Raw genomic sequence first — 17,509 nt, forward strand, 5'->3', positions numbered from 1 at the left:
GCGGGGTCACGAGACGTGCGCATGTCCGGCACCGACGGCTCGGTAAGCGGCCGAGCCGTCGACCGGGCCCGCGTCCGCGAGCAGCAACCGCCCCGCCGCTCGCACGCTGGGTAGGAAACGGTAGTGCAGGTCCCCGTCCGTTCCGAGTTCGGCGACCATCAGCTGGAACTCGACGAGCTCGTCCAGCAGCGACTCCGTCTGCGCCTCGGTCATGTCGAGCAGGCACGAGGCGAAGCGCGGCGTGAACGTCGAGAGGTCCAGCCTGGTGAGCTTGCGGAAGGCCCGCTGGACGCTCGGCGGAGCGAGCCGGTAGCTCAGCTCCACGCTGGCGTACAGGAACAGCTCGTGGTGGTTGGGTGTGCCGGGTTCGGACGGCAGGCCGCTGCCCTTGACCACCTTGCTCAGCGGCCAGTGCCGTCTCAGTTGCAGCAGCGCGGCGGCCGCCTGCAGCGCCGTGGGCAGGCCGTCGCAGAGGCGCACCAGCTTGCGGGCGGCGTCCTCCTCCTGCATGACGCGGTGCTTGCCGAGCACGTTGACCAGCAGCCGCAGGCCCTCCTCGACGTTGAGCGGGCCCACCTCCACGACCGCGGTCACCACCGGCGCCGACAGCTGCCTGCGCGCGGTGACCAGGACGCCGCAGTCGGGGCTCGCCGGCACCAGCGGATGCAGCTGGTCGGCGCGGACCACGTCGTCGAGGGTCACCAGCACGTGCCGGTCGGCCGTCCAGGTGCGGAAGAGCCGGGAGCGCTCGCTCAGCGTGCCGGGGATGCGGTCCTCGGGCACGTCGAGCGCGCGCAGGAACTCGGCGAGCACGTCGCGGGGGTCGGCGGGGCGGCCCTGGGCGTCCACCAGCCGCGCGTAGAGCTGTCCGTCGGGGTAGGGGCCGTTGGCCCGGTGCCCGACCTGCGCGCACAGCGCGGACTTGCCGGAGCCTGGCGGACCGGTGATGACGACCACCGGTGGCGCGTGATGCTGCCGCGCGGACAGTGCCCCCAGCACGGCGCCGACCTGCGGCTGCCGGCCGACCAGGGCGGTGCGCTCAGGGGGGAGCTGGCGCGGCGGCCTCGTACGGCTCAGCGTGACGGGCGCCCTGGGCTGGGGGAGCGCGAGGCTTTCGTCGGCCGCCAGGACGGCGCGATGCAGCTGTTCGAGGTCGCTGGACGGGTCGAGGCCCAGCTCGCCGGCGAGCGTGCTGCGGGTGCGCTGATAGACCTGCAGCGCCTCGGAGCGCCGGCCCGCGCGGTGCAGCGCCAGCATCAGCTTGCCCTGGAACCCCTCGTGGGTGGGCTGCTCGGCGGCCAGCCTGGTGAGCTCTCCGAGCAGTTCGTGGTGCCTGCCGAGGTAGAGGTCCGCCTCGATGCGGCGTTCGAGGGTGTTCCTGTTGATCTCCTCCAGCCGCAGCACCTCGGCCCGCAGCACGGGGCCGTGGCCGACGTCGACGAGCGCGGGCCCGCGCCACAGGCGCAGCGCGTGGGAGAGCGTGTCGGCCGCGGCGTTCATGTCGCCCGCCTCGAGCTCTCTCCTGCCCTGGTCGGACAGGCGCTCGAACCGCGTGGTGTCGAGCATGTCGGGGTCGAGGAACAGCGCGTAACCGTAGGGAGAGGTACGCAGTGCGGCGTCGGCGGGTGCGTCCCCCGCGCCGCGCCCGTCCGGCGGCGTGCCCAGTCGCAGCAGCTTGCGCAGCTGGTAGATGTACGTCTGCAACGTGGTGGTCACACTCGCCGGCGGGTTGTCCTCCCAGAGCTCTTCAATGATCTTGTCGGTTCTGACGACGATGCTCGACTGGACGGCCAGCAAACTGAGCACCGTGCGCAGTTTGGGGGCCGACGGCGTCAGGACGACGCCATGTCTGAGTACTTCCATTGGTCCGAGCAGGTTGATTTCCACCACCACACGCACCGTCCCCTGCATCCATTGGCCGGCGTACGTGCGGGAGGACCCCGCACGCCGCGCGCCATGCGTCTGCTTACCCGAGAGCGTGCGCCGACAGCGTTGAGACGTCACCCCGTTGTCGTCGGCCACACTGGACGATCTGCTTCCTCAAGGGAATTTAGCAGATGCGTGTTACAAGATCTCGAAATTCACTCGAAGATCACTGGGTTTCGGTAGATGGTGGTACTTGACTGAGAATATTTCCACATTCTGACAAATGGCATCAGGGAAATCCCTGAACCTATCCCCTACTCCCGGTGCCGTCGTCCTGTGCGGATGCCGGTCAACGAGCCGTCCGCCATTCGAGGAGAGGCCTGTGAGCTGGGTATATCCCGAGTATGCCGGGCTGCGGCCCTTGCCGGCGAGTAGTGGTGATCCCTGGTTTCACGACTCTTCCCCTTGGTTGCCTTGACATGGATAGATAATCGAGTCATGGCCATTGTGCTGTGCCGTTATACGGAACGGGCCAGGACCATCGCGCTTTGGAACCCGCCGAAACCGCTGCCCACACTCAGCACCACGTCCATTTCGTGGTCGCGCGCTGTAATCGGCACATAGTCCAGGTCGCATTCGGGATCGCGGTTGTGCAGATTGGCCGTGGGCGGCACGACCTGCCGTTCCAGCGCCAGAGCGCACGCCGCGACCTCCAGCGAGCCGATCGCACCGAGTGAGTGCCCGACCATCGACTTGATCGAGCTCGCCGGAATCTCGTACGCGCGCTGCCCGAGGCTGCGCTTGAACGCCGCCGTCTCGTGCCGGTCGTTCTGGCGCGTCCCCGAGCCGTGCGCGTTGATGTAGCCGACGTCCGCCGGGTCGATCCGTGCCTGGTCCATCGCCACCCTGATCGCCTCGGCCATCTCGCGCCCGTCGGGCCGCAGGCCGGTCATGTGGAAGGCGTTGCTGCGGCTGGCGAAGCCGGCCAGGTGCGCGTAGATCCGGGCGCCGCGCCGCCGCGCCGACTCGGCCTCCTCCAGCACCATCACGGCGGCGCCCTCGCCGAGCACGAAGCCGTTCCTGGTCGCGTCGAACGGGCGCGAGGCGTGCTCGGGGTCGTCGTTGCTCGGCGAGGTCGCCCTGATCGCGTCGAAGCAGGCGGAGGTGATGGGCGACAGCGGCGCGTCCGTCGCCCCGGCGATCACGACGTCCGCCGCGCCCTCCTGGATGAGCACGGCGCCGTGGCCGACCGCGTCCAGCCCCGAGGTGCAGCCGGTCGAGATCAGCGCCGCCGGGCCCTCGGCGCCCGCCTCCCACGCCACCTCGACGGCCAGCGTGCTCGGCACCATGTAGCCGTACAGGTGCGGCACGCCGTAGGTGTGGTCGGCGAGCCAGTGGCGGCCCTCGTCGGTCAGGACCGTGTACTCCTCCTCCAGGCTCATCGTGCAGCCCACGGCGCTGCCGATGGCGACGCCGACCCGGTCCGGCTCGACGGTCCCGAAGTCGAGGCCGCTGTCGGCGACCGCCTCCCTGGTGCAGACCGTGGCGAACTGGGCCGCCCGGTCCATCCGCCTGACCTGCTGCGCCGACAGCCCCGCGGCCCTCGGGTCGAAGTCCACCTCGGCCGCGATCTGCGAGCGGAACCCGCTCGGGTCGAACAGCGTGATCCGCCGGGTCGCGGTACGCCCTTCGGTGAGCAGGTTCCAGAACGCCTCCCGGCCGATGCCGCCCGGCGCGACCACCCCGATACCGGTGATCACCGCCTCTCTGCTCAACTCGGCCCCCCGACCTGCGGGCCCGGCTCCTGCGGCGCCGGCAGCTGCTCGGTGTCCACGTGGCCGAGCTCGGGACGGGGCGCCAGCGGCGACAGGTGGAAGACCACCTGCGCGCGCTCCGTCCCGACGTTCACCAGCCGGTGCCGTACGTCGATCGGCACCAGCAGCGAGTCGCCGGCGTTCAGCGGGATCGGCGCGCCGTCCAGGCTCATCTCCAGCTCGCCCGCGACGACGTGCAGGAACTCCTCCGAGTACGGGTGGTAGTGCTCGGCGACGAACTCCCCGGCCTCCAGGTAGAGCACGCCGCCGAACCCGGAGGCGCAGGCGGCCGTCTTGGGGCTCAGCGTGACCCTGATGTCGCCGCCGCGGCGGCGGTTGGGCGCCACGTCCGCGGCCTTCACCACGGCGGGCCTGGCCGTCTTGGCGATCTTCGCGCCGGTCGTCCCGGTGCTCGTCCCGGTGCTCGTCTCCGTAGTCACTGGATCCTCCCCTTGTCGCTGGTCCACACGTAGAACGGGCTCGCCATGGCGTCCTTCGGCTCCTTCCAATCCGGGTCGTACGGCGCGACCAGCTTGGCCAGCCGCGCGTTGACGTCCTCATAGAGCGGGTGGCTGCGCGCCTTGTAGAGGTTGGGGGAGATGTCCTCGTCCGCCTCGACGAGATGGAAGTAGAGGTCGTGGAAGTGGAAGAGGGTCCGCCTGCTCACCCCCACCATGTGGGGCAGCTCCGACTCGTCCGACGCGCCGAACGTCTCGGCGATCGGCCCGATGTTGTCGGCGCTCCTGAGCTTGGCGACGATCAAGGTCCTGTGCACGTTCCTCGCCTCCTGCGGTGAGTGGGAAAGGCTGCCTCGATGGTGGCCGTACGCAGTGGAAAGATGCTCGAAGTAAGCTCCATCGGGCTCACCACCCGATCTCCCTGCCGCCGCTCAGGAACACGCCGGAAGGCCCGTCGTCGGGCAGGGTGGCGGCGTCGGCGATGCCGGCGGCGGCCTGCTCGGGGGTCCGCTCCGCCCTCGGCATCATCCTGGTCCTGGTCTGTCCCGGGTTGACCGCGTTGACCAGCACGCCGGTGCCCTTGGTGCAGGTGGCCAGCATCGTCGTCAGCCCGTTGACGGCGGCCTTCGACACCGAGTACGCCGGCGCCCCCGTCCACAGCCCGGCGCTGAACGACCCGGTGCCGCTGGAGACGAAGACCACCCGCCCCCAGCCCCTTTTGACCATGCCGGGCACGAACGCCTGGGCCACCCGCCAGCCGCCCAGCAGGTTGACCGCGAGCGTGCGCTCCACCACGTCCAGCGGCACCGCCAGCGGGTCGTCGCCGGCGTCGAGCAGCACGCCCGCGTTGCACACGAGCACGTCCACGGCGCCGAGCCGGGCCGCCGCCCGCCCGGCCGCGTCGGGATCGGTGACGTCGAGGGGATGGGAGCGGACGTCGGGGCCGATGCGCGCGGCGGCCTCGGCGGCGGCGTCGCCGTCCCGCGCGGTGACGATGACGCGCAGGCCCCGGCGACGCAGCTCGGCGGCGGTCGCGTGCCCCAGCCCTCGGTTGGCCCCGGTGATCAGGGCGGTGCGTGGTTCGCTCATGCCGTCACGATGGCCGCGCCCGCTCGATGCGCGACGGTGCCGCGCTCCAGCGAGTCTCCAGGACGCGGTGCCATCGTCGGCGCAGGAGCACGCGCCCTCCGACCGGCTCTGCAGGCGGGCGCGACCGCGATCAGCCGAGGAGGAGATGCCCCATGCGGGTGCTGTTCACGACCTGGGCCTGGCCCTCGCACCTGTACGCGCTGGTCCCGCTGGCCCGCGCCTGCCGCGCCGCGGGGCACGAGGTGATCGTCGCCAGCGAGCCAGGACTGACCCGCGACGTCCTGCGCGCCGACCTGCCGTCGGCGGTCGTGGGAACGGACGTCGACACGGCCGGGATGGTCCACGAGTTCCTGCTGCCCCTGCCGGGCGACCCGGCGCCGGTGCGCGACGGCAAGGGGCCGAGGGTGCTGCGCATGCTGATGGCGCACGCGGAGACCATGACGCCCGGCCTCGTCGAGCTGATCAGGGACTGGCGGGCCGACCTCGTGGTGTACGACCAGGTGACACTGGCTGGCCCGGTCGCCGCGGCGGTCACCGGCGTCCCCGCCGTGCGCCAGCTCTACGGCGTGGACCTGCTGCAGCGGGCCCGCGCCGTGCTGCCGGACGCGCTGGCGCCGCTCGCCGACCGGCTCGGCGCGGGGCCGGTGGACCCGTACGGCACGGTGAGCGTGGACCCGGTGCCCACCGGCATGCAGCTGCCCGGCGAGCACCGGGTGCTGCAGATGCGGCACCTGCCCTACAACGGGCCGGAGGCCGCGCCCTGGCGCCCGCCGGCCACGCGCGGCCGGCCCCGGGTGTGCGTGAGCTGGGGGCACACCATCGCGAAGGTGGACCCGTCCAGGTTCGTCGCCGGCCGGATCGCCGCGGCGCTCGCGGAGGCGGGCTTCGACGTGGTGCTCGCGGTCTCCGCCGCGCAGCGCGACCTGCTCGCCGCCCGGCCCGACCTGCGGACTGGGCGGTGGGACCCGCCGGCCGGGCGTCGGGACCAGCCGCCCGGCCGGCGGGAGGCGGAGGGCTCGCTGCCGGAGAACGTGCGCGTCGTGGTGGACACGCCGCTGCGCGACGCGCTGCGCGACTGCGACGTCTTCGTCGGGCACGGCGGCGCCGGCGGCATACTCGCCGCGCTCGCCCAAGGGCTGCCCATGCTGCTGGTGCCGCAGCTGCCCGACCACGCCGGGCACTCGGGGCGGGCCGTGGCGACCGGCGCGGCGTCCGTGCTCGGCGCGGCCGGGCTGACGCCTGAGGATCTGCGGGATGAGGTGACCAGGCTGCTGGACGCCCCCGAGCCCGGCCTGGCCGCCGCCGAGCTGTGCGAGGAGATGGCCGCCCGGCCGGCGCCCGCCGAGGTGGCGGGCGCGCTGACCGAGCTGACCCCCTCACTCGCGCGCGGCTGAACGCCGGATCCGCCGGATCGCTACGCGCCGGTGATCTGGCGGACGGCGCCCAGCTCCAGGTTGAGCAGCGCGTCGGGCCCGAACGTGGTGAACCTGTGTTCGGCGCGCCGCATGCTGCGCTCGGCGGCCTGCCGCAGCGACGGGTCGGCGCGCAGCCTGCTGTCCACCGCCTCGTACGCCTCCGCCGCCCCCTCCTCCGTGCGCAGATCGAACTTCCCGCTCAGGGCGAGGTCCAGGTAGAGCACGTGCAGGTACAGCTCGGGCAGCCCGTACGGGTTCAGCTCGGCGTGCACGGCCTCGGCCCGGCTCTCCGGGATGGCGGTGAACGGCTGCCGCGTCCGCGGGTAGGGCCCGCCCGCGGCGTACCGGTCGAAGTTCTTGAACACCACCCTGCGCCCGTTGAGATAGGCGACGCTGATCCTCCTGCGCAGGCAGAAGTTGATCGTCTCGCGGATGGTGTCGATGATCGGCTCGCCCTTGTCGTTCAGCGAGGTGTTGCAGAGCATCGGCACGCCGGTGCGCTCGTGGAAGGCGGTCAGCAGCGCGTGCAGCGCCGGGTTCTGCGCGGCGTTGAGCGACTGCACGCGGGCCGAGTAGTCGAGGTGCGCCACCGCCGGGATCTGCGCGCGCCGCTCCTCCCTGATCGTGAAGGTCTCCAGCATGTACGGCGACGGCCTGCTGTCCTCGAACCACTCCGCCAGCCGGTCCTCCAGCACCACCGGCGCGACGGGCCGCCACCACTCGCGCAGCTTGAACGCGTTGAGCGCGTCCTTGGCCGCCCGCGAAGTCGGGTCGCCGATCAGGCTGCGGTTGCCCAGCGCCCGCGGCCCGATCTCGGAGCGGCCGTGGAACCAGGCGATGGGCTCGGCCAGGATGTCCCGTACGGCCTGGTCCAGATCGAGGTCGGAGACCTCCGCGACGTGGTCGCCGAACTCCGCGAGCGCCCCGTCGAGGTCGTCGTCCGCCCGCCCCAGGTACGCGCCGGGGAACCGGAAGGTGAACGGCTCGCCGCCGGTCTTCTTGTGGAAGGCGGCCAGGCCGATGCCGACCGCCTGCCCGCCGTCGTCCACGCAGGGCGGGGCGAGGAAGCCGCGGAAGCCGTACTTCTCCATGAGGTGGCTGTTGGTGGGGCAGTTCAGCGCGTAGCCGCCGGCCAGCGCGAGGTGCGTGGTCGCCGGGTCGAGGTCGTAGCGCTCCAGCGCGGTCTCGATGCTGCGCTCCATCACCATGACCGAGATCGCCTGGATCTCCTTCATGACGGCGCTGACAAAGCTCTCCTCCTCGGTGAAGTCGGGGTCGGTGCTCGCCGTCTCCTTGACCTGGGCGACGATCTCATCGAACGCGCGCGGCGCGCCCTCCAGCGCGGCCAGGCCGGTGAAGTCGTAGGAGTCGAGGATGTGCTGACGGTCGCACCGCCCGGTGGCCGTGGTCGCGGTGGCGAGCGCCATCAGCGTGCCCTCGCGCATCTTGAACCGGTCTTTGGCGGTGCTGTAGAGCAGGCCGGGCGAGGCGACGGGGAACGTCTCGACGACGCCGCGCCGGCTGACCGCGCCGGTGAACCAGTAGCGCTTGTAACGCCCGTCGAGCAGGCGGTCGGGGCCGCCGTCCACGGCCAGCGTCAGGATGTCGCCGCCGAAGAACGTCTCGCTGTCCAGCAGCATCGCGCTGTAGAGATGCGCGATGCTGTGGAAGGACAGCTCCGGATACTCCTCGACGAAGTGGTAGTCGTTCGTGGTCGCGAGCCCCGGGGTGCCCCAGATCTCGGTCATGTCGTCGAGCGACACCCCGAACGGGCCGATCAGGCCGTTCACGAACGCACGCAGCTCCTCCATGCTGAGGAACGGCGTCCGATGGTGTTTCAAGCCGCTCATCCGCTCGAACTCCCAGTGGCCGAGGAGCCGGATCAGCGATCCCTCCTTGTGCCACAGCGACACGTTGTTGTCGTGCCGGTACGACACCATCGCCAGCCGGTGCAGCCCCGGGATGGTCACGTAGCTCGAAAGATAGAAGCCGTCTCGCATGTCTCCTCCGGTGGTCACCAGGTGACGGGAACCTCGACGAAGCCGAGTTCGAGTGGGTTGTCGTGATGCCTGAGCTCGGTCACGTCCACCGCGAGCCGCAGGCCGGGGAAGCGCCCGATCAGCTGGGCGAACGCGGTCCGCAGCTCGAGCCTGGCCAGCGCCGCGCCCAGGCAGTAGTGGGGTCCCGCGCTGAAGGCGATCTGGTCCCGCGCGTCCCTGGTGACGTCCAGGCGCAGCGGGTCGGGGAACACGGACGCGTCGAAGTTGGCGGACTCCAGCACCGGCACCACGCCGGAGCCGGCCGGCACGGTGCACCCGCCGATCTCGATGTCGTCGGTGACGTAGCGCAGCATCGACAGCGAGTGGCCGGCCACCTGGAAGCGCAGCAGCTCCTCCACCGCGTCGGGGATGCGCTCGGGGTCGTCGCGCAGCAGGGCGAGCTGGTCGGGATGCCGCATGAGGAGCACCGCCCCGCTGCCGATCTGCGCCGCGGTCGTCTCGTGCCCGGCCATCAGCAGCACCGTGCACCAGACGTGCAGCTCGTGCGTGCTCAGCCGCCCGTCCTGGTCGTCGTGCACGGAGATCAGCTCGCTGATCAGGTCGTCGCCCGGCTCCGCCCGCTTGACCTCGATCAGCTCGCCGATGTACTGCCACGCCTCGCCCAGCCCGGTACGGAAGCGCTCCTGGTCGGCCACCGGGACGCCGAGCAGGCGGCAGATGACCCGCAGCGTCAGCGGCAGCGCGAACTCGGAGACCAGGTCCACCGGCGGCTTCCGCCACCGGTCGAGCAGCTCCGCCACCACCTCCTCGACGTAGGGGCCCAGTTTCTCGATCCGCGCCGGGGTGAACGCCTTCGTCATCAGGCGGCGCATGCGGGTGTGCTCGGGCGGATCCCGGTCGATCTTCGGGTTCTGGAACATCTTGGTCCTCGCCGCCGCGGTCATGCGCGGCGCGCCCGGCCGCTCCCTGTTACGGCTCAGGCGCCGGTCCGACAGCACCGCCCGCACGTCCGCGTAGCGCGTGACCAGATAGACCGGGTCGCCGCTCGGCATGACCGCCCGTACCACCGGCTCGTCCCGGAGCGTGGCGAGTTCCTCCGGCGGTCGTGCCCCTGGCGGCCAGTCGAACGGGAACTTGAGCGTCATCGGGCTCTCCTGCTCTGCGTGAGGTCGTCACCCAGAACGATGGGCGCGGCGGCTCAAGGCGCCCGCAAGCGGCGCTGGACTCTCGTCCTGGTCTCGCTCGGTGTTCGAGCGGGCGAGCAGAGCATGAGGCGGCACATCGTCCACCAGGTGGTGAGAGGAAACGGATATGACCAGCACGACAGGACCGTCTCCCGCGGCCAGGGTCCGCCGCCTGTCCAACTCGGTGCAGGACGCCGCGATCGTGCGGGCGGCGGCGGAGCTCGGACTCGCCGACGCGGTCGGCGACGGGCCCACGCCGGTGACCGAGATCGCCGCGCGGGTGTCCGCCGAGCCGGCGACGCTGGCCCGCCTCCTGCGGGCGCTCACCGCGTACGGGATCTTCGAGCAGGTGACCCCGGACATGTACGCGCACACCGAGATGTCACGCGCGATGCGCAGGGACCATCCTGGTGGCCTCATCCACACCCTGCTCACCCCGTCCGACTGGGGCTGGGCGATGTGGGGCAGGCTCGCGGAGTCGGTCAGGGCCGGCCGGTGCCTGTTCCCCGACGTCTTCGGCACCGACTTCTTCGACTACCTGGGCGAGCACCCCGAGGCGCAGGCGCGGATGTTCCGCGGCATGACGTCGTGGTCGGACCAGATGAACCCGGCGCTGGTGGGCGCGCTGCCGCTGGAGGGCGTGGGCACCGTCGCCGACATGGGCGCGGGCTCGGGGACGCTGCTGCGCGCGATCCTGGAGCACGCCCCGCACGTGTCGGGCGTCTGGTTCGACACCGAGGCCACGCTGGCCGTGGTGGAGGACGAGCTGCTGTCAGGCCCGCTGTCGGAGCGCTGCGCGCTGGTCACCGGCGACTACTTCCACGAGGTGCCCTTCAGCGCCGACCTGTACGTCTTCAAGCTCACCCTGCACATGTACGACGACGAGCCCTCCGAGCGCATCCTGCGCAACGTGGCGGCGTCGGCCAAGCCGGGGGCGCGCATCGTCATCGCCGACCCGCTGCTGCAGGACCCGCCGGCGAGCAAGTTCGTCCCGTCGATGGACCTGCACATGCTGCTGGTCATGGGCGGCAAGGAGCGCACCGAGCAGGACTACGCCGACCTGTTCAAGCGGGCCGGCCTGGAGTTCACCGGCATCACGCCGACGGGGACCGACTTGCATCTGACCGTGGGGCGGGTTCCCGGCTGACCCGCCGGGACCGCGCGTTCAGGTAGGAGCCGAGCGCCGCGAGCAGCACGCTCGCGGCGCACACCAGCAGCGTGAACCTGACCGCCGCGCCGAACGCGGTCCCGTAGGAGGTCTGGGCGAGCCCGGCGTCCAGCCTGGCCTGCAGCACCGTGCCCAGTACGGAGATCCCGAACAGCGTCCCGGTCTGGCGGATCGTGTTGAACACCCCTGAGGCGGCGCCCGCCAGGTCGGGGCTCACGTCCCGCATGGCGAGCGAGGTGATCGGGCCGAACGCCGCCGACTGCGACAGCCCGGCGATCGCGAGCGGCGCCACCAGCGCGTACCCGGCCACGCCGGGCCGGCTGAGCAGCGCGACGGCGGCCAGGGCGGCGGCGTAGACGAGCAAGCCGCCCAGCAGCACCCGCTCACCGCCGTACCGCTCGGTCAGGCGGGCCGTGACGGGGAAGCCGAACGTCATGCCCAGCGCCCACGGCGCCAGCGTGAGCCCGGCCTGCGCGGCCGGCATGCCGAGCACCGTCTGCAGGAAGAGCGTCATGGTCAGCGACAGCGTGATCACGCACATCGACACGATCGCCATGGACGCGGTCATCAGCGTGAACGTGCGGTCGGCGAACAACCGGGTCGGCACCAGCGGCTCCCGCGCGCGGTGCTGGTGGACCACGAACCCGGCGAGGAGCAGGAGGCCGAGCCCGATCACCATCGGCACGGTGATCGGCACGTCCGCCACCGACGCGACCGTGCCCCAGCCGTAGTGCCTGCCCTCCAGCAGGCCGAACGTGATCGCGCCGAGCCCCACGCCGGCCAGGGCCGCGCCCGCCGCGTTCAGCCGCCTGGCGGCCTGGCCGGTCACGGCGGGCGGGACGACGAGCAGGGTGAGCACCACGATGAGCACGCCGACCGGCAGGTTCATGGCGAAGATCGAGCGCCAGCCGGCCGTGGAGACCAGCAGGCCGCCGAGCGTCGGCCCCGCCACGCCGGCGAGGCCCGCGGTCACCCCCCACACCGCGCTTGCCCGCCCGCGCCGCTCCGGCGGGAAGACCAGCGTCATCATCGTCAGCGTCTGCGGGATGATCAGTGCGGCGCCGACGCCCTGGAGCAGGCGGGCGCCGATGAGCTGCCACGGCGTCTGGGCGAACCCGCACAAGGTCGAGGCGACGGTGAAGACCGCCATGCCCGTGAGGAACACGGTACGCGGCCCCGCCACGTCGCCCAGCCGGCCGGCGGTGACGGTCAGCACGGCCAGGGCCAGCACGTAACCGCCGACCACCCACAGCACCTCGCTGAGGCTCGCGCCGAGCCCCGCCTGGATCTCCGGGACGGCGATGCTGACCGAGGTGGAGTTGAGGATCGTGATGAAGTAGCCGAGGCAGGTGGTCGTCATGACCGCCCAGGGGTTGCCGCGCAGCGCGGCGAGCCTGCGGGTGCCCATGGCGCTCACGCGGCGAGGCCGGCGCGGTCCAGCGCCTTCGCCGCGGTGCGCAGGATCTCGACGCGCTCGGCGGTCGTGCCGCCGAAGGGCGAGACGAGCAGGGTGGTGATGCCGTGCTCGGCGTACGCGCGCATCCGCTCGGCGACCCGCTCGGGCGGGCCGAGCAGCGAGATGTGCTCCACCAGGCCGGCCGGCACCGCGGCGGCGGCCCCGCGCGGGTCGCCCGCGGCCATGCGCTCGTGCACGACCGCGCTCTCCTTGCCGTAGCCCAGCCGCTCGAAGAGCGCGAGGTAGACGTTGCGGCTGCGGCCGCCCATGCCGAGGAAGTGCGACAGGTAGCCCCTGATCGGCGTGGCGGCCGTCTCGACGTCGGCGCCCAGCGCCATGGGGACGCCGCAGAGCACCTCGAACCCCGCGAGCTGCTTGCCGGCGCGGGCCCGGCCGGCGCGCAGGGCGTCGATGGTCTTCGGCAGCTCGCCGGGCGGCGAGAACGCGCCCAGCCAGCCGTCGGCGATCTCCCCGGCGAGTTCGAGTCCGCCCGGTGCGACGGCGGCGAGGTAGATGGGCACCCGGGCCGGCTCGCCGTACAGCCGCAGCGGCGCGGCCGTGCAGCCCTCGGGCGGGAGCCGGTAGTGGGCGCCCTCGTGGGTGACCGGCTCGCCGGTCAGGGCGCGGCGCACGATGTCCACGTACTCGCGGGTCCTGGCGAGCGGCCGCCGGAACGGCACACCGTGCCAGCCCTCGGAGATGTCCGGGTTCGACACCCCGAGTCCCAGGCGGAACCGGCCGCCGGACAGGGCGTCGAGCGTGGAGGCGGTCAACGCGGTCATCGCCGGCGTGCGGCCGGGCACCTGGAAGACGCCGGAGGCCAGGCCGATGCGGGTGGTCGCGGTGGCCACGGCCCCCAGAACGGTCGCGCCGTCCGCGCGGAACCCCTCCGGGACGACCGCGAGGTCGAACCCGAGTCGTTCGGCCTCCCGCGCGACCTCCACCGCGTCGAGATAGGAGAGATTGACACCGAGCTTCATGCCTAGGCCGTCCCTTCTGTGAGGCCGCTCTGTGAGGCCGCTCTGTGAGGCCGCTCTATGACCCGCTCCATGGGCCGCTCTATGGGCCGCCGGTGCGGCGGGCCGCGCCTGCGCGCTCAGCGTCACAGGCCCGCCTCGAAGACGGAGCAGGTAGCGGCGGAAGTGCGGTCGTGCGATCTCGGCCGAGGGCGGTTGGACCGCCGTTCGAGCACCCTGCCGGATAAAGGAGTGCCACGTCCGAAGGGAGCTCGCATGAGAACGGACCTGAACCGCCGCAGCCTGCTCAGCCGGGGCGGGAGCCTCGCCCCGCTGGTCGGGCTCGGCCTGCTCGCCGGGGCCACGCCCGCCGCCGCCGAGACCGGCGCCCAGGAGAGCAGGCGCCTCCCGCTGCTCGGCACCTGGGCGGTGGAGGTCACCTTCCCCACGGTGAACCGGCCGCCGGAGGCCGGCCTGTTCGCGTTCGTCGCGGACGGCGTCCTGGTGGCGACCACGACAGGGGCGGGCCACCTCAGCCTGGGCTCGTGGCGGCTGGCCTCAGGCGGCTTCTCGTTCTCCTTCCGCCACTTCATGTACGCCGACGACGACGGCACCTGGACCGGCGAGGTGCGCATCGAGCAGACCGGCACGTTCACCTCCTCCTCCTGGCAGGCGACCGGCACCGGCACCGCCTTCGACACCGAGGGCAACCAGGTCGCCGTGGTCCAGAGCGCGACCCGCGCCACCCGCTACTGACTCACTTCAGCCTGATTCGAGCCGCTGTCGACGTACGACCGCGACGCTGCACATCGGAGAGGAGCCAACATGGAACTCGGACTCGCGGGCAAGGTCGTCCTGGTCACCGGTGGCAGTGGATCCATCGGCGCCGCCATGGCGGAGGCGTTCGCCGCGGAGGGCGCCCACGTCGCGCTGACCTTCCGCGACAACGCGCAACGCGCAGAAGAGCTGGCCCGCGTCATCGGCGAGCGGGGCGGCCGGGCGATGGTCGTCAAGTACGACCTCGCCGACCCGGCCGCCATCCGCTCGTGCGTGAGCGCCGTGCTCGACGAGTGGGGGCGCCTCGACGTGCTCGTGCTGAGCGCCTCCGCGCAGGACGGCACCCGCACCGCGCCGGTGAACTTCGAGGACGTGCCGCCCGAGGAGTGGTCGCCGCTGCTCCGGGCGGACGTCGAGGGCTCCTTCCACACGGTGCAGGCCGTGCTGCCTGCCATGCGGCGCCAGGCATGGGGCCGCATCATCCTCATCTCGGCCAACATCGTCGCCCGCGGCGCGACCGGGGACGAGGCGTTCGTGTCGAGCAAGATGGCGCTGCACGGCCTGGGCCGCACGCTGGCCACCGAGCTGGCGCCCGACGGGATCCTCGTCAACGTGGTCGCCCCGGGGGCCACGGTGAGCAGGGGCTTCCTGCGCCGCTTCCCCGAGGAGAAGCAGGCGAGGTTCGCCGAGCTGGACGACGTACAGATCAAGCGCATGCTCAACCAGGACCGTCCCGTCGGCAAGGTGTCGACACCCGCGGACGTCGCCAACACCGTGCTGTTCCTGGCGTCCGAGGCCAACGGGAACGTCAGCGGTCAGGTGATCCACGTGGCCGGGGGCCATTGAGCCGCCCGGCCGTTCAGGACACGGAGCAGGAGAGACGATGACCACAGCACCGCCCGCCTTTCCCCAGGCGCGCGTCTGCCCCCACCTTCCACCCCCGGCGTACGCGGAGCTGCGCGGGGGACCGGCGCTGCGCCGGGTGACGACCCACGCCGGGCAGCTCGCGTGGCTGGTGACCCGCTACGACCAGGCCCGTACGCTGCTCAAGGACCCGAGGCTGTCGTCCGACCGCAGGCGTCCAGGCTTTCCCGTCATCTCGGTGCAGGTCAAGCTGCTGACCGAGCGCAAGCGCCAGGCGCTGATCGGGATGGACCCGCCGGAGCACGACGAGCAGCGGCGGATGTTCCTGCCGGACTTCACGCTGAAGAAGGTGCGCGAGCGGCGCGCCGACATCGAGCGCATCGTGCACGAGTCACTCGACGACATGCTGGAGCACGGCCCGCCGGCCGACCTCTACCGGGAGTTCGCCCTGCCCGTGCCCTTCCGGGTGATCTGCCGGCTGCTCGGCGCCCCCTGGGAGGACCGCGACTTCTTCCAGGACGCCATCCGCCGGCTGGTGCGCACGTTCGACACCGCCGAGGGCCGCCAGGCGGGCGCCGAACTGCTCGCCTACTTCGAGCACCTGGTCACCGAGTACAAGAAGACCCCCGACGGCGCCGGGCTCATCGGGCGGCTGGCCGGCACCGGCAGGATCGGCGACGACGACCTCGCGCTCGCGGCCATGTCGCTGCTCATCGCCGGCCACGAGACCACCGCGGCGATGATCTCGCTGGGCGCGGTCACGCTGATGGAGAACCCCGACCAGCTCGCCGCCATCCGCGCGAACCCCGAGGCGATCGCGCCCGCCGTGGAGGAGCTGCTGCGCTTCCAGTCGATCGCCGACAGCGCGAACCTGCGGGTCGCCACCGCCGACATCGAGATCGACGACGTGGTGATCAAGGCGGGGGAGGGCGTGCTGATCCCCGGCTCGCTCGCCAACAGGGACGCCGGCGTCTTCACCGACCCCGACGTCTTCGACCCGAGCCGCGACGCGGGCGGGCACATCGCCTTCGGCTACGGCAGGCACCAGTGCCTCGGCCAGAACCTCGCCAGGCTGGAGCTGCAGATCGCGCTGACCGCGCTGTGGCAGCGCATCCCCACCCTGCGCATGACGGTGCCCGCCGAGGAGCTGGCCCCCCGCCCGCCCGGCGCGATCCAGGGCATCGACGCGCTGCCGGTGACGTGGTGAGAGGGGGAGCGGCATGAGCGTCGTGGGTGACCAGCGGGTGTGCGTCGGCGCGGGCATGTGCGCGCTGACCGCGCCGGGCGTCTTCGACCAGGACGAGAACGGCCTGGTGGTGGTGCTCACGGAGACGCCCTCGGGACAGGCCATGGACCAGGCGCTGCGCGCGGAGCGGCTGTGCCCGTCGGGAGCGGTGCGGGTCGGCACGCTCTCTCGTCCAACGGAATGAGGATCGGATGCGCATTCTCCTGCTTGGCGGTACGGAGTTCGTCGGCCGCGCCGTGGCCGAGGCGGCGCTGGCCAGAGGCTGGGAGGTCACGGTGTTCCACCGGGGGCGGCACGCGCCGCCGCCCGGCGTGCGGGCGCTGGAGGGCGACCGCGGCCTGCCCGACGGCATGCGGGCACTCGCGGACGGCGAGTGGGACGCGGCGGTGGACACGTGGTCGGGCCCTCCCCGGGTGGTCCGCGACACGTTGCGGCTGCTGGACGGCCGGATCGGCCACTACACCTACGTCTCCAGCCGCGGCATCTACGACTTCCCCGTGCCCGCGCCGCTCACCGAGGAGCGGCCGGTGGTGGCCGGCTCGCCGGACGGCGAGGAGATCGGCTACCGGGACGCGAAGGCGGGCGGGGAGGTGGCCGCGGAGCGGGCGCTCGGTGAGCGAGCCCTGCGAGTGCGGCCCGGCCTGATCTTCGGGCCCCGCGAGAACTCGGGGCGGGTGCCGTGGTGGCTGCGGCGCGCCGCCCGGGGCGGGGTCCAGCTCGCGCCGGGGCCGCGTACCTCGTCGCTGCAGTACATCGACGCCCGCGACCTGGCCGCCTTCGTCCTGGACGCGGCGGGCCGCGGCCTGCACGGCGCCTACAACCTCGTGTGCCCGCCGGACCACGCCACGATGGAGGCGTTCGTCACCGCCTGCGCCGAGGTCACCGGCGCCGGCGCCGAACTGCGCTGGGTCGACCCCGAGCCGATCCTGGCGGCGGGGATCCGGCCGTGGGTCGATCTGCCGGGCTGGCTGCCGCCCGGCGACATGTACGAGCTGCTGCACAGGACCGACGTGTCCAAGGCGGTGGCGGCCGGGCTGCGCTGCCGTCCTGTCGAGGAGACCGTGGCCGACACCTGGGCCTGGTTGCGCGACGTGGGCGGCGACGTGCCGGAGAGCTCCCAGAGCGCCTATCGCGCGGACCACGTCCCGGCCGACCTGGACCCGGACCTGGAGGCGAAACTTCTGGCCGGCTGAGCCAGGGGCAGGAGCGTCCGGCT

At 72.2% G+C, this 17,509-nt stretch carries 16 protein-coding genes; 7 read left to right on the forward strand and 9 right to left on the reverse strand.

Translation table 11 applies throughout. The features are described from left to right. Positions 1-6: 6 nt before the first annotated feature. The 5 genes from AB0K18_RS10950 to AB0K18_RS10970 all read right to left on the reverse strand — a co-directional run bounded on the left by AB0K18_RS10950 (position 7) and on the right by AB0K18_RS10970 (position 5,227). Entirely contained in the window at positions 7-1,863 is a 1,857-nt protein-coding gene (locus tag AB0K18_RS10950) for a BTAD domain-containing putative transcriptional regulator (protein ID WP_364913049.1), read from the reverse strand. A 521-nt stretch (positions 1,864-2,384) separates the two neighbouring features. Next, positions 2,385-3,641 (reverse strand): beta-ketoacyl-[acyl-carrier-protein] synthase family protein, encoded by a 1,257-nt coding sequence (locus AB0K18_RS10955; protein WP_364913052.1) that lies wholly within the window; start codon positions 3,639-3,641, stop codon positions 2,385-2,387. Beyond that, the gene (locus tag AB0K18_RS10960; RefSeq protein ID WP_364913054.1) at positions 3,638-4,120 is read right to left on the reverse strand and encodes a cupin domain-containing protein; all 483 of its coding nucleotides are present in this window, start codon (positions 4,118-4,120) and stop codon (positions 3,638-3,640) included. Before AB0K18_RS10960 ends, AB0K18_RS10955 begins: the two co-directional genes overlap by 4 nt. Next, positions 4,117-4,455 carry a TcmI family type II polyketide cyclase gene (locus AB0K18_RS10965; protein WP_364574087.1) on the reverse strand — a complete coding sequence of 113 codons (339 nt, stop codon included), beginning with the start codon at positions 4,453-4,455 and terminating at the stop codon, positions 4,117-4,119. The genes AB0K18_RS10960 and AB0K18_RS10965 overlap by 4 nt, the downstream gene beginning before the upstream one ends. An 88-nt stretch (positions 4,456-4,543) precedes the next feature. Beyond that, the gene (locus tag AB0K18_RS10970) at positions 4,544-5,227 is read right to left on the reverse strand and encodes an SDR family NAD(P)-dependent oxidoreductase (protein WP_364913057.1); all 684 of its coding nucleotides are present in this window, start codon (positions 5,225-5,227) and stop codon (positions 4,544-4,546) included. A 152-nt stretch (positions 5,228-5,379) separates the two neighbouring features. Here AB0K18_RS10970 and AB0K18_RS10975 point away from each other — a divergent pair, with 152 nt between their 5' ends. After that, positions 5,380-6,621: a nucleotide disphospho-sugar-binding domain-containing protein gene (locus AB0K18_RS10975; RefSeq protein WP_364913060.1), complete on the forward strand. Its 1,242-nt coding sequence runs from the start codon at positions 5,380-5,382 to the stop codon at positions 6,619-6,621. A 20-nt stretch (positions 6,622-6,641) separates the two neighbouring features. Here the strand turns inward: AB0K18_RS10975 and AB0K18_RS10980 are convergent, their stop codons facing one another. Both AB0K18_RS10980 and AB0K18_RS10985 read right to left on the reverse strand, forming a co-directional pair. Then, a complete protein-coding gene (locus AB0K18_RS10980) occupies positions 6,642-8,642 on the reverse strand; it encodes a carbamoyltransferase C-terminal domain-containing protein (RefSeq protein ID WP_364913063.1) in 2,001 nt (666 codons plus the stop codon). A gap of 14 nt (positions 8,643-8,656) precedes the next feature. Beyond that, positions 8,657-9,787, reverse strand: a complete 1,131-nt coding sequence (locus tag AB0K18_RS10985; RefSeq protein ID WP_364913066.1) for a cytochrome P450 — start codon at positions 9,785-9,787, stop codon at positions 8,657-8,659. Positions 9,788-9,953: 166 nt separating this feature from the next. Between AB0K18_RS10985 and AB0K18_RS10990 the strand changes: the two genes are divergently transcribed. Further along, the gene (locus AB0K18_RS10990; RefSeq protein WP_364913069.1) at positions 9,954-10,973 is read left to right on the forward strand and encodes a methyltransferase; all 1,020 of its coding nucleotides are present in this window, start codon (positions 9,954-9,956) and stop codon (positions 10,971-10,973) included. On the opposite strand, the gene AB0K18_RS10995 is transcribed toward AB0K18_RS10990, so the two are convergent. After that, positions 10,921-12,402: an MFS transporter gene (locus tag AB0K18_RS10995; protein ID WP_364913608.1), complete on the reverse strand. Its 1,482-nt coding sequence runs from the start codon at positions 12,400-12,402 to the stop codon at positions 10,921-10,923. The genes AB0K18_RS10990 and AB0K18_RS10995 overlap by 53 nt on opposite strands. A gap of 5 nt (positions 12,403-12,407) precedes the next feature. Beyond that, complete coding sequence (locus AB0K18_RS11000) at positions 12,408-13,430, reverse strand: LLM class flavin-dependent oxidoreductase (RefSeq protein ID WP_364913072.1); 1,023 nt, start codon at positions 13,428-13,430, stop codon at positions 12,408-12,410. Positions 13,431-13,682: 252 nt separating this feature from the next. Here AB0K18_RS11000 and AB0K18_RS11005 point away from each other — a divergent pair, with 252 nt between their 5' ends. The 5 genes from AB0K18_RS11005 to AB0K18_RS11025 all read left to right on the forward strand — a co-directional run bounded on the left by AB0K18_RS11005 (position 13,683) and on the right by AB0K18_RS11025 (position 17,486). Further along, positions 13,683-14,162, forward strand: coding sequence for a hypothetical protein (locus AB0K18_RS11005; RefSeq protein WP_364913074.1), 480 nt, complete (start codon positions 13,683-13,685; stop codon positions 14,160-14,162). 69 nt (positions 14,163-14,231) lie between these two features. Continuing rightward, complete coding sequence (locus tag AB0K18_RS11010; RefSeq protein ID WP_364913076.1) at positions 14,232-15,029, forward strand: SDR family oxidoreductase; 798 nt, start codon at positions 14,232-14,234, stop codon at positions 15,027-15,029. A gap of 37 nt (positions 15,030-15,066) precedes the next feature. Beyond that, positions 15,067-16,254 (forward strand): cytochrome P450, encoded by a 1,188-nt coding sequence (locus AB0K18_RS11015; RefSeq protein ID WP_364913078.1) that lies wholly within the window; start codon positions 15,067-15,069, stop codon positions 16,252-16,254. A 13-nt stretch (positions 16,255-16,267) separates the two neighbouring features. Continuing rightward, positions 16,268-16,477: a ferredoxin gene (locus tag AB0K18_RS11020; RefSeq protein WP_345388421.1), complete on the forward strand. Its 210-nt coding sequence runs from the start codon at positions 16,268-16,270 to the stop codon at positions 16,475-16,477. Between the two features lie 7 nt (positions 16,478-16,484). Beyond that, a complete protein-coding gene (locus AB0K18_RS11025; RefSeq protein WP_364913080.1) occupies positions 16,485-17,486 on the forward strand; it encodes a reductase in 1,002 nt (333 codons plus the stop codon). The last annotated feature ends 23 nt before the right edge of the window (positions 17,487-17,509 follow it).

Origin of the sequence: Nonomuraea sp. NPDC049421 (assembly GCF_040677005.1) — a bacterium.
GTDB classification, from domain to species: Bacteria; Actinomycetota; Actinomycetes; order Streptosporangiales; family Streptosporangiaceae; genus Nonomuraea; species Nonomuraea salmonea.

Coding starts and splice junctions, on each gene's coding strand:
- AB0K18_RS10970 (WP_364913057.1), bottom strand. CDS start 5,227: ATGAGCGAACCACGCACCGCCCTGATCACCGGGGCCAACCGAGGGCTG.
- AB0K18_RS11020 (WP_345388421.1), top strand. CDS start 16,268: ATGAGCGTCGTGGGTGACCAGCGGGTGTGCGTCGGCGCGGGCATGTGC.
- AB0K18_RS11005 (WP_364913074.1), top strand. CDS start 13,683: ATGAGAACGGACCTGAACCGCCGCAGCCTGCTCAGCCGGGGCGGGAGC.
- AB0K18_RS11015 (WP_364913078.1), top strand. CDS start 15,067: ATGACCACAGCACCGCCCGCCTTTCCCCAGGCGCGCGTCTGCCCCCAC.
- AB0K18_RS10980 (WP_364913063.1), bottom strand. CDS start 8,642: ATGCGAGACGGCTTCTATCTTTCGAGCTACGTGACCATCCCGGGGCTG.
- AB0K18_RS10995 (WP_364913608.1), bottom strand. CDS start 12,402: ATGGGCACCCGCAGGCTCGCCGCGCTGCGCGGCAACCCCTGGGCGGTC.
- AB0K18_RS11025 (WP_364913080.1), top strand. CDS start 16,485: ATGCGCATTCTCCTGCTTGGCGGTACGGAGTTCGTCGGCCGCGCCGTG.
- AB0K18_RS10990 (WP_364913069.1), top strand. CDS start 9,954: ATGACCAGCACGACAGGACCGTCTCCCGCGGCCAGGGTCCGCCGCCTG.
- AB0K18_RS11010 (WP_364913076.1), top strand. CDS start 14,232: ATGGAACTCGGACTCGCGGGCAAGGTCGTCCTGGTCACCGGTGGCAGT.
- AB0K18_RS10950 (WP_364913049.1), bottom strand. CDS start 1,863: ATGGAAGTACTCAGACATGGCGTCGTCCTGACGCCGTCGGCCCCCAAA.
- AB0K18_RS11000 (WP_364913072.1), bottom strand. CDS start 13,430: ATGAAGCTCGGTGTCAATCTCTCCTATCTCGACGCGGTGGAGGTCGCG.
- AB0K18_RS10975 (WP_364913060.1), top strand. CDS start 5,380: ATGCGGGTGCTGTTCACGACCTGGGCCTGGCCCTCGCACCTGTACGCG.
- AB0K18_RS10985 (WP_364913066.1), bottom strand. CDS start 9,787: ATGACGCTCAAGTTCCCGTTCGACTGGCCGCCAGGGGCACGACCGCCG.